At 73.4% G+C, this 10,626-nt stretch carries 8 protein-coding genes; 3 read left to right on the top strand and 5 right to left on the bottom strand.

The genetic code is table 11. The features are described from left to right. Nucleotides 1–2,372 precede the first annotated feature (2,372 nt). A complete protein-coding gene (locus ABZ896_RS50065; protein ID WP_360945294.1) occupies nucleotides 2,373–3,575 on the top strand; it encodes an amino acid deaminase/aldolase in 1,203 nt (400 codons plus the stop codon). Here ABZ896_RS50065 and ABZ896_RS50060 read toward each other — a convergent pair. The 3 genes from ABZ896_RS50060 to ABZ896_RS50050 are packed head-to-tail and all read right to left on the bottom strand — an operon-like array spanning nucleotide 3,572 to nucleotide 7,112. Further along, the gene (locus tag ABZ896_RS50060; RefSeq protein WP_360945291.1) at nucleotides 3,572–4,372 is read right to left on the bottom strand and encodes a 3-oxoacyl-ACP reductase; all 801 of its coding nucleotides are present in this window, start codon (nucleotides 4,370–4,372) and stop codon (nucleotides 3,572–3,574) included. The genes ABZ896_RS50065 and ABZ896_RS50060 overlap by 4 nt on opposite strands. Further along, the gene (locus ABZ896_RS50055) at nucleotides 4,369–5,742 is read right to left on the bottom strand and encodes an aldehyde dehydrogenase family protein (RefSeq protein WP_360945288.1); all 1,374 of its coding nucleotides are present in this window, start codon (nucleotides 5,740–5,742) and stop codon (nucleotides 4,369–4,371) included. The genes ABZ896_RS50060 and ABZ896_RS50055 overlap by 4 nt, the downstream gene beginning before the upstream one ends. An 11-nt stretch (nucleotides 5,743–5,753) precedes the next feature. Continuing rightward, on the bottom strand, nucleotides 5,754–7,112 hold the full coding sequence (locus tag ABZ896_RS50050) for a glutamine synthetase family protein (protein WP_360945285.1): 1,359 nt from the start codon (nucleotides 7,110–7,112) through the stop codon (nucleotides 5,754–5,756). Between the two features lie 95 nt (nucleotides 7,113–7,207). On the opposite strand from ABZ896_RS50050, the gene ABZ896_RS50045 reads away from it, so the two are divergent. After that, nucleotides 7,208–7,942 (top strand): FCD domain-containing protein, encoded by a 735-nt coding sequence (locus tag ABZ896_RS50045; protein WP_360945282.1) that lies wholly within the window; start codon nucleotides 7,208–7,210, stop codon nucleotides 7,940–7,942. 100 nt (nucleotides 7,943–8,042) lie between these two features. Continuing rightward, nucleotides 8,043–8,744 carry a gamma-glutamyl-gamma-aminobutyrate hydrolase family protein gene (locus tag ABZ896_RS50040; RefSeq protein ID WP_360945279.1) on the top strand — a complete coding sequence of 234 codons (702 nt, stop codon included), beginning with the start codon at nucleotides 8,043–8,045 and terminating at the stop codon, nucleotides 8,742–8,744. A gap of 9 nt (nucleotides 8,745–8,753) precedes the next feature. Here ABZ896_RS50040 and ABZ896_RS50035 read toward each other — a convergent pair whose 3' ends face one another. Then, the gene (locus ABZ896_RS50035) at nucleotides 8,754–9,707 is read right to left on the bottom strand and encodes an aminoglycoside phosphotransferase family protein (RefSeq protein WP_360945276.1); all 954 of its coding nucleotides are present in this window, start codon (nucleotides 9,705–9,707) and stop codon (nucleotides 8,754–8,756) included. A gap of 173 nt (nucleotides 9,708–9,880) precedes the next feature. After that, nucleotides 9,881–10,626: LysR substrate-binding domain-containing protein (locus ABZ896_RS50030; protein WP_360945273.1), on the bottom strand; the 746-nt coding region annotated here is incomplete at its 5' end.

Genomic DNA, 10,626 nt, shown 5'->3' with positions numbered 1-10,626 from the left:
CGCCGCGCCGCCCGCTCGCTGTACTTGGCGCCGCCGACGAGCACCAACTCCAGGCTGGACAGGTCCTGTTGGGACCCGGCGGCGGCGTGTCGGGGGTGCGGGGGTGTAGGCGGCCGCTGAGGCGGGGGCGCCGACCGGGGGGTGGGTGGGGGCCGGGGGTTGGGTGGAGGCGGGTCGGCTGGCGGGTGCCGGGGGTGATGCGGGGGCCGGGTGGCTGGTGGGTGCGGGGGGCGGGGTGGACGTCAGTCGCTGGGTGGGGGCGGCCGGGGGCGGGGTGGAAGCCGGACGGCTACTGGGTACCGGAGGCGTGGTGGGGGTCGGGCGGCTGCTGGATGCCGGGGGCGGGGTCGATGCCAGGCGCTGTGTGGGGGCGGCCGGGGATGGGGTGGAAGCCGGACAGTTACTGGGTGCCGGAGGCGTGGTGGCGGCCGGGTGGCTGGTGGGCGCTGAGGGCGATGCGGAGGCCGGGCGGTTGCTGGGCGCCGGGGGCGGGGTGGACGCCAGGCGCTGGGTGGGGGTGGCCGGGGGCTGCGAGGGCATCGGACGCCGGGAAGCAGCCGGGGGCTCGGTGGAGGTAGTAAAGGGAGCCGGGGGCGTCGAAGGGTGTGTAGGGGCCGGACGGCGGGAGGGAGTCGGGGGCGGAGTGGAGGCATCGCCCTGCGTGGGGGGCATGCCCGTTCCGCGGGTGGGGCGGGGCGGGAAGCCCGGGCGTGGGGGTACGGCGGTCCTAGAGTCCGTGGAGGACGAGGTGCCCGGCCGGGATTCCGTACGGCCATCGCCGCGTGGGCCGTCGAAGCGTGCGCTCGGCGCGGATTCCGTACGGCTGTCACCGCGCTCGCCGCCGGAGCGGGCGTTCAGCGCGGATCCCGTACGGCCGTCACCGCGCGGGCCGCCCGAGCGGGCGTCCGGCGTCGAATCCGTACGGCCGTCACCGGTCGTCGGCTCGGCCGGTACCGGGCGCATCCGGAAGGTCGTTTCCGAGGCGGACTCGGCGGGGGCACCGGGCCGACGCGGCGACGTCGAGGGACGAAACCCGGGCCTCGGCGGCACGGACCCGTCCGACACCGGCGAACCGGACCCACCGGCACTCCGCGCGGCTCCGTCGTTTCCGCGGGCCGAACGGTCGGACCCGTTCTGCCCGCCCGTAGCCGGAGGAGCGTCGGGAAACCGGGCCGAGGGGCTGGGCGGCGGCGGCCCGGAAGGCCCGGAGAACGGCGCCCGATTCGAGAACGGGACCGACTCGGAGCCCTGGCCGCCGGCCCCGCGCCGCACCGAAGCACCGGTGCCGGCACCTGCCGTTGACCCGGATCGCGCACCGGCCCCACCCACAGATCCACCGACGGCAGACCCCCCGGCGGCACCGGAACCGGCAGACCCCCCGGCCCTACCCATAGATCCACCGACCGCAGACCCGCCGACAGCACCCGAACCGGAAAACCCACCGACCGCGCCCGCAGACCCACCCGCGGCACCGACCCCAGCCGCAGCTCCACCGAGCGGCCCCGAACCAGCCATAGCTCCACCAGCCGAACCCGAACCAGCCGCGGACCCACCGACCGAACCCGAGCCGCCCGTAGACCTACCGACCGAACCCGAGCCCGCCATGGACCCGCCCATGGAACCCGAACCGGCCGCAGATCCACCGGCCGAACCCGGACCGGCCATAGCCCCACCGAAAGCCCCAGGCGCACGCCCGGTCGAGCCCGGTGCAGGTATCGGGGGCCGCCCCGCCGTGCTCGGCGTCCCGTTCCGCACCTCGGACTCCCGTCCCGTACTCGTGCTCATGTCGCCGTATCCGGAGGAACCCGCACCGCCGACGCCCCGTGAACCCACCGCGCTGCTGTCGTTGTCTTCGCCCCCGGCGCCCGGCACACCGGCGGCACGCCCGCCGCCCCGTTCGTCGGAGTCCTGCCAGTCGAAGCCGGGAAACCCCTGCCGGGTCGGCTCACGTGGGGCGCGGGGCGCGAACGCCTGCCACTCGGTGTCCCCGGGCCGGTCGCCCGCGGAATCGGCGCCCCCCGAAGACGGCTCCCCGGCTCCCACCGTCGGCGGCTCGGACGGACGCGGCGGAACGGAGGCGCGGCGGGCTTCCGTACTCATGCACCCCCCGTTTCCTCGTGCGTGTCCGGGCCGATCGGTCGTGCGCGGGCCGTCGTCGGTGACGCCAGCGTGGAGTCGGCCTCCGGGCACGCATACCCGCACGAGGAATCCGGCATCCCGGCGCGGCGGCGACGGGGGCGAACAGCCCTGCGTGCTTGCGCGTCACTCTACGGCTTGTTGCCGGGCGAACGGGAACCAGTCCACGACCCCGGGGGGCATCTGCCCGGAACGTCCCCCTACCCTGCGGTAATCCTGTCTGGCAGGCTGCGTTCATGACTGCGCGCGCCGCCGACCGGGCCCGATACGACCGGGCCACCGCCCACCTGGACGCCCCCCTCGCGATCGTGGACCTCGACGCCTTCGACGCCAACGCGGACGACCTCGTCCGCCGCGCCGCCGGCAAGCCGATCCGCGTCGCGAGCAAGTCCGTACGCTGCCGGGCCCTGCTCGAACGCGTCCTGGCGAAGGACGGCTTCGCGGGCATCATGTCCTTCACCCTCGCCGAGACCCTGTGGCTGGCCCGGGGCGGTTTCGACGACATCCTGCTCGCCTACCCCTCCGCCGACCGCTCCGGATACGCCGAACTCGCCGCCGACCCCAAGCTCGCGGCCGCCGTGACGGTGATGGTCGACGACCCGGCCCAGCTGCGGTTCATCGACGACTCCCGCGCGGGCGGCACCGAAGTCATCCGCGTCTGCCTGGAGTTGGACACCTCGCTGAAGATGCTCGGCGGCCGGGTGCGCGTCGGCGCCCGCCGCTCACCGCTGTACTCCCCCGCCCAAGTCGCCGACATGGCCCGGGTGGTGGCCCGGCGGCCCGGGTTCAAGGTCGTCGGGATCATGGCGTACGAGGGTCATATCGCGGGGGTCGGGGACGACGTCCAGGGGCGTCCCCTCCGCTCCCGTGCCGTACGGCTGATGCAGGCCACCGCCCGCAAGGAGCTGGCGGAGCGCCGGGCCGCCGTGGTGCGGGCGGTGCGGGCCGTGGTGCCGGACCTGGAGTTCGTCAACGGCGGCGGCACGGGCAGTGTGCAGACCACGGCGGCCGAGGACGCGGTGACGGAGATCGGCGCCGGGTCGGGCCTGTACGTACCGCGGCTGTTCGACAACTACACGTCGTTCACGGGGCGTCCGGCGGCTCTGTTCGCCCAGCCCGTCGTACGGCGGCCCGGTGTCGGTGTCGTGACGGTGCTCGGCGGCGGCTACCCCGCCTCCGGTGCGCCCGGGCGCGACCGGCTGCCGGTGCCGTATCTGCCGGAGGGTCTGAAGTACGACCCCCAGGAGGGTCCCGGCGAGGTGCAGACGCCGTTGCTCGGCTCCCCCGCCGACGATCTGCTGATCGGCGACAAGGTCTGGTTCCGGCATGCGAAGGCCGGTGAGCTGTGCGAGCGGTTCGACGTGCTGCACCTCGTCGAGGGCGACGCGGTGACGGCGACCGTCCCCACCTACCGTGGGGAAGGCCACACGTTTCTTTAGAGCGGGGTGACGTACGCCCCGGAGATCCCGCCGTCCACCAGGAAGTCGCTGGCGTTGACGAACGAGGAGTCGTCGCTCGCCAGGAAGGCGACGGCGGCGGCGATCTCCTCGGCCTCGGCGAACCGGCCGACGGGGATGTGGACCAGCCGGCGGGCGGCCCGCTCCGGGTCCTTGGCGAACAGCTCCTGCAGGAGCGGGGTGTTGACCGGCCCGGGGCACAGGGCGTTCACGCGGATGCCCTCCCGGGCGAACTGCACGCCCAGTTCACGGGACATGGCGAGCACCCCGCCCTTGGAGGCGGTGTAGGAGATCTGCGAGGTCGCCGCGCCCATCCGGGCGACGAAGGACGCGGTGTTGATGATCGACCCCTTGCCCTGCTGCCGCATGTAGGGGATCGCGGCCTTGCAACACAGGTACACGGACGTCAGGTTGACCTCCTGGACCCGCTTCCACGCCTCCAGGCCGGTCTCCAGGATGGAGTCGTCGTCGGGGGGCGAGATGCCCGCGTTGTTGAAGGCGACGTCCACACTGCCGTAGGTGTCGTACGCCGTCTTGAACAGCGCCTCGACCTGCTCCTGGTCGGTGACGTCGACCTTGACGAAGAGCCCGCCGACCTCGTCGGCGGCCGCCTTGCCGCGGGCCTCGTCGACATCGGCGCAGACGACATGCGCGCCCTCGGAGGCGAGCCGGCGGGCGGTGGCGAGGCCGATGCCGCTGCCGGCGCCGGTGATGACGGCCGTACGGCCGACGAGACGGCGGCACACAGGCTGTTCGGTCGGAGAGGTCGAAGAGGTCACTGGGCGGGGCCTTCCGTGCTGATGAAGACGTTCTTGGTTTCGGTGAAGGCGGTCAGGGCGTCCGGGCCCAGCTCACGGCCGAGTCCGGACTGCTTGTAGCCGCCGAAGGGCGTCCAATAACGGACGCTGGAGTGGGAGTTGACGGACAGGTTGCCCGCCCGCACGGCCCGCGAGACGCGCAGCGCGCGGCCCAGGTCGTGGGTCCAGAGGGAGCCGGAGAGGCCGTACGGCGTGTCGTTGGCGAGGCGGATGGCGTCGGCCTCGTCGGTGAAGGGCAGCAGGACGGCGACCGGGCCGAAGATCTCCTCGCAGGCGGCGGCCGAGTCGGGCGCCTCGCCGGTGAGCACGGTCGGCGGGAACCAGAAACCGGGTCCGGCGGGCGCGGTGCCGCGTAGTCCCGGGGCCTGGTCCAGCACCAACTGCCGTACACGGTCCAGTTGCTGACGGGAGATCAGCGGGCCCATCTGGGTCTTCTCGTCGGCCGGGTCGCCGACGACGACAGCCGAGAGCGCGTCGGCGAGAAACGCCCGCGCCTCCTCGTAGACCGACTCCTGGACGAGGATCCGGGTGCGGGCGCAGCAGTCCTGGCCGGAGTTGTCGAGGAAGGAGAAGGGGTCGAGGGCTTTCTCCAACTCCGCGTCGGCGAAGACGATGTTGGGGCTCTTGCCGCCGAGTTCGAGGGTGACGGGCTTCACCTGGCGGGCGCAGCGCTCCATGATCGCGCGGCCGGTGCGGGTGGAGCCGGTGAACACGATCTTGGCGACGCCCGGGTGGTCGACCAACGCCGTCCCCGCGACCGGGCCGTGGCCCGGCAGCACCTGGAACAACCCCTCGGGGAGCCCTGCCTCCAGGGCGAGTTCGGCCAGCCTCAGTGCCGTGAGCGGAGTCGTCTCGGCGGGCTTGAGGATCACCGCGTTGCCGGCGGCGAGCGCGGGGGCCGTGCCCCAGGCCGCGATCGGCATCGGGAAGTTCCAGGGCGCGATGATGCCGACGACGCCGAGCGGTTCGAGGATCGTGATGTCCAGGCCGCCGGGGACCGGGATCTGACGGCCACTCAGCCGCTCCACTCCCCCGGCCGCGTACTCCAGGAGGTCCCGGACGTTGCCCGCCTCCCAGCGCGCGTTGCCGAGCAGGTGACCGGCCTCACGGACCTCCAACTGCGCGAGTTCCTCCGCGTGTTGGTCGACCACGTCGGCGAACCGGCGCAGCAGCCGGGCCCGGTCGGCGGGTGCCGCCTGGGCCCAGCCCTCCTGCGCCTTGGCCGCGCGCGCCACGGCCGCGTCCACGTCCGCCGCGGTGGCCGCGGGGACGGTCGCGACGACCTCCTCGGTGGCCGGATTGAGAACCTGGAGCTCGTGCTCGTAAGACAACGAAGGACCTTTCACAGGCGTTCGAAGGAGCGGCGCAGCTCCCAGTCGGTCACGGCCGCGTCGAAGGCCTCCAGCTCGACGCGGGCCATGTTGCGGTAGTGGGCGACGACCTCGTCGCCGAAGGCGGCCTTGGCGATCGGGCTGTTCTCCCACAGCTCGGCGGCCTCGCGCAGGGTGGTCGGGACGTGGGCGAAGTCCGCGGTGTACGCGTTGCCCGGACACGCGTCCGGGAGTTCGAGTTTGTGCTCGATGCCGTAGAGGCCGGCCGCGACCAGTCCGGCGACGGCGAGGTGCGGGTTGACGTCCCCGCCCGGGAGCCGGTTCTCGAAGCGCATCGAACGGCCGTGGCCGACGACCCGGAGCGCGCAGGTGCGGTTGTCGTGGCCCCACGCGACGGCCGTGGGGGCGAAGGAACCCGGCTGGAACCGCTTGTAGGAGTTGATGTTGGGGGCGTACAACAGCGAGAAGTCCCTGAGGGCCGCGAGTTGTCCGGCGAGGAAGTGCCGCATGACCTCGGACATGCCGTCGGGTCCGGCCATCGCGTTGTTGCCCGCGGCGTCCGCGAGCGAGAGGTGGATGTGGCAGGAGTTGCCCTCGCGCTCGTTGAACTTCGCCATGAAGGTGAGCGACACGCCCTCCTGGGCGGCGATCTCCTTGGCGCCGGTCTTGTAGATCGCGTGCTGGTCGCAGGTGACCAGGGCGTGGTCGTAGCGGAAGGCGATCTCGTGCTGCCCGGGGTTGCACTCGCCCTTGGCGGACTCGACGGTCAGGCCGGCGCCCGCCATCTCGTTGCGGATCCGGCGCAGCAGCGGCTCGATGCGGCCGGTGCCGAGCACCGAGTAGTCGATGTTGTACTGGTTCGCCGGTGTGAGCCCGCGGTAGTTGGCGTCCCAGGCCTGCTCGTAGGTGTCCTTGAAGACGATGAACTCCAGCTCGGTGCCGACCTGGGCGGTGTAGCCGAGCTCGGCGAGGCGCTCCAGCTGGCGGCGGAGGATCTGGCGGGGCGCGGCGACGACCGGGGAGCCGTCCTCCCAGGCGAGGTCGGCGATCAGCATGGCCGTACCGGCGTTCCAGGGGACGCGGCGCAGGGTGGCGAGGTCGGGGTGCATGGCGAAGTCGCCGTAGCCGCGGTCCCAGGAGGACATCGCGTAGCCGTCGACGGTGTTCATCTCGGTGTCGACCGCGAGCAGGTAGTTGCAGCCCTCGGTGCCGTGGTGGAGTACCTCGTCGAGGAAGAAGCGGGCGGCGAACCGCTTGCCCTGGAGCCGTCCCTGCATGTCGGGGAAGGCCAGGACGACGGTGTCGATCTCGCCGCTCGCGACGAGGGCGTGCAGCTCCTCGACGCTCAGCGGGGGTGTGCGGTCTGCCACGGGAGGGCTCCTTCGGCGCTTGCGCGTTTCTTCGACCGGGCCGGGAGCCCTAAGGTATTGCTGAGAACCATTGCTTGGGAAGGGGGCACGGCCATATGTCGGTGGACGCTGACGGCGGCCCGGACGACCGGCTGACCCCGGTGCTGCGTCCGGTCAGGGCGGGCAACGGGTTCGAGGAGGCGCTGGAGCAGATCCTCCAGGTCGTCCGGCTCGGTCTGGTGCCGGGGGGCGAGCGGCTGCCTGCCGAACGCGAGCTGGCCGAGCGGCTGGGGATCAGCCGGGTGACGCTGCGCGAGGTGCTGAAGGTGCTCCAGGACCAGGGCCTGGTGGAGTCCCGGCGCGGGCGCTACGGCGGCACGTTCGTGCTGCCCAAGGCGACGGGGGGCGGCGAGGACGAGCTGCGGCGGCGGATCACCGAGGTGGACATCGAGGACGTGCTGCGCTTCCGCGAGGTGCTGGAGGTGGGGGCGGCGGGGCTCTGCGCGACCCATGGTCTCAGCGCCGAGCAGGCGGACCGGCTGCGGGAGGCGCTGGCCGCGACGCAGGAGGCTCCGCTGTCGGACTACCGGCGCCTGGACACCCTGCTGCACCTGACCCTGGCGGAGCTGTGCGGCTCGGCGACGCTGACCGCGCAGTACGCCGCGGTACGGGCCTCCGTGAACGACCTCCTCGACTGCATCCCGCTCCTGGTGCGCAACCTGGAGCACTCCCAGCGCCAGCACGCGGCGCTGGTGGAGGCGGTGCTCGACGGGGACGCCGACGGAGCGCGGGAGATGATGCGGGAGCACTGCGCGGGGACGGCGGCGCTGCTGCGGGGGTTCCTGGCGTGAGACGGCCCCTGTCTTCCGGAGTTTACGGGCGCACCTTGCTTCTCCACGGCCCCACGCGCAAAGGTATGAGCGTGCGCCATTGCAAGTCCGGGAGGGCCAAGTGACCGTTCGACCGCTGATCGGTGTCAGCACGTATCTGGAGGCCGAGGCGCGCTGGGGTGTCTGGGAGCTGGAGGCGGCGCTGCTGCCCGCGGGGTACCCGCGGCTGGTGCAGCGGGCCGGAGGGCTCGCGGCGATGCTCCCGCCGGACGCCCCCGAGCACGCGGCGGCGACCGTGGCCCGGCTGGACGGCCTGGTGATCGCGGGCGGACCCGACGTGGAGCCGGTCCACTACGGCGCCGAGCGCGACCCCCGCACCGGCCCGCCCGCGCGCCGACGGGACGCCTGGGAGCTCGCGCTGATCGACGCGGCGCTCGCCGCGCGCGTCCCGCTGCTGGGCATCTGCCGGGGCATGCAGCTCCTGAACGTCGCCCTCGGCGGCACGCTCGTCCAGCACATCGACGGTCACGCGGAGGTCCCCGGCGTCTTCGGCTGGCACCTCGTGAAGCCGGTGCCGGGCACGTCGTACGGTGACATCGCCCCGGAGGAGACCTCCGTCCCCACCTTCCACCACCAGGCGGTGGACCGCCTCGGCTCGGGCCTGACCGCCTCGGCCCACGCGGCGGACGGCACCATCGAGGCTGTGGAACTCTCGGGCGCCTCCTGGGTGTTGGGCGTCCAGTGGCACCCGGAGATGGGCGACGACCTGAGGGTGATGCGAGCCCTGGTGGACGCGGCGGCAAGCACTCGGTCGACCGTCTGAATACGGTGGCTACGACCGTTCGGTCCGGCGCCTGAGCCACGCCAGGGCCGCGTCGCCCTGGGCCCGTTGGAAGGGCCGCAGGGTGGGCAGGCCCGGGGGCGCGGGGAGGAGCGCGTTGCGCAGGAAGTAGCCGGCGAGTCCCGCGAGGGCCGCGGTGACGGCGTCCGGGTCCGCCGCCCGGCCCAGGGGGTGTGCCGTGAAGACCTCCTCCGGGTCCGGTCCGCCCTGGGCGTGCACGCACGGCAGCATGAGCAGCAGGTCGAACCAGGGCGCGGCGCGCAGGGCGTGCGGCCAGTCGACGAAGACGACCCGGCCGTCGGCCGCGAGCAGGACGTTGTCGGCGCGGACGTCGGAGTGGGCGAGGGTGTCGCCGGCGACCGCCTCCGGCCAGGGAGCGGCGAGTTCGGCGAGGTGGTCCAGGTGGCCGGAGGTCCAGGGCCCGAGCCGGACGGCCGCTTCCGGGGTCTCCAGGAGCCGCTGCCAGCCGTCGAAGGTGTCGGCGAGGTCGACCGCGGCGCCCGGGGCGTCGATCGGCGACGGGGTGAGGGTACGGCTCAGGTCCTCCACGGCGGCCAGGACCCGGTTCAACTCCCGCCGCCGCCAAGGGATGTGGGGCTGACGGCCGGCGACGTCCTCGTAGACCAGAGCCACCCAGGTGCCGTCGTCGTACGTGCCGAGGAGTCGGGGGGCGGGGACGGTGCGCGGGAGGGCGGCGGCCGTACGGGCCTCCTTGCGGTGCATCTTCGGGCTGTGCGGGTTGGCGTCCGCGCTGACCGCCTTCACGAAGGCGCGCCGCCCGGTGGCCGTACGGAGACGGGCGGCGACGCCCGGCGAGAAGCCGCCGGGTTGGGTGACGGCATCCGTGACCGGAGCGCCGAGCACATGGGAGACGGCGTGGCGCACGGACTCCGGGAGGGCTTCCCACGGGGTGCGGACGCCGATGGCGGGCGGGGCGGTGGTCATGCGGTTCATGGTGCGGGTCGCCCGTGGCGGCACGCCAAGGGTTTTCGCCCCCGCCGCCCCTAGCCGTCCCGTCCCCAGGGGGCGCTGCCCCCTTCGCCCCCCCTCGGCCCCGGCAGGGCTTCGTCCTCGAACGCCGGACGGGCTGAAATGCCCCGCGTTACCAAGAAGTTCGTCTACGTCCGGGTCAGCGACAGCAGGTCCCGCGCCGGCCCCACCGGCCGATGCCCCGTCGGCCACACCGCCCTCAGGTCACGGGCCAGGGAGACGCCTTCCACCGGCACGCTCACCAGGCGGCGGGTCGAGAGTTCCTCGCCGACCGCCAGCTCGCTCAGGACCGCCGGGCCCGCGCCGCCGACCGCGGCCGCCTTCACCGCCGTGGTGGAGGAGAGTTCGATGAGCGGGCGGGCGAGGCCGCCGAGAGCCGTGTCGAGGACCTGGCGGGTGCCGGAGCCCTTCTCACGGAGGATCAGGGGGGTCTCGGCCAACTCCGTCGCCTTCAGGGGGCGTCGGCGTCGGGCCCAGGCGTGTCCAGGGGCCGTGACGACGATCAGGCGGTCGTGGGCTATGACCACCGAGTCCAGGCCGGTCGGCACCGTCAGCCCCTCCACGAACCCCAGGTCCGCCTCGTCCGACAGCAGCCGCTCCGCCACCGTCGCGGAGTTCCCCGCGAGCAACGACACCGCCGTGTCCGGGCGTTCGGCGCGCAGCGCGAGCAGCCAGCCCGGCAGCAGGTACTCCGCGATCGTCATGCTGGCCACCACCCGCAGCCGTGAGTCACGGCGGTCCCGCAGCGCCTGCGCCCCCACGTCGAAGGCCTCCGCCGCCTCCACGATCCGCCGCGCCCAGTCCGTCCGGTCAGCAGGTCTGCAACGGGTCGACCGTGACGCTGTCCGGCGAGGGCGGTGCTCCGGCCGCCTCC

It is taken from the genome of Streptomyces sp. NPDC047072, from assembly GCF_040643855.1.
Classification (GTDB): domain Bacteria; phylum Actinomycetota; class Actinomycetes; order Streptomycetales; family Streptomycetaceae; genus Streptomyces.
Note: the sequence above shows the minus strand (reverse complement) of the source record. Positions and strands in the feature narration are given on the sequence as shown.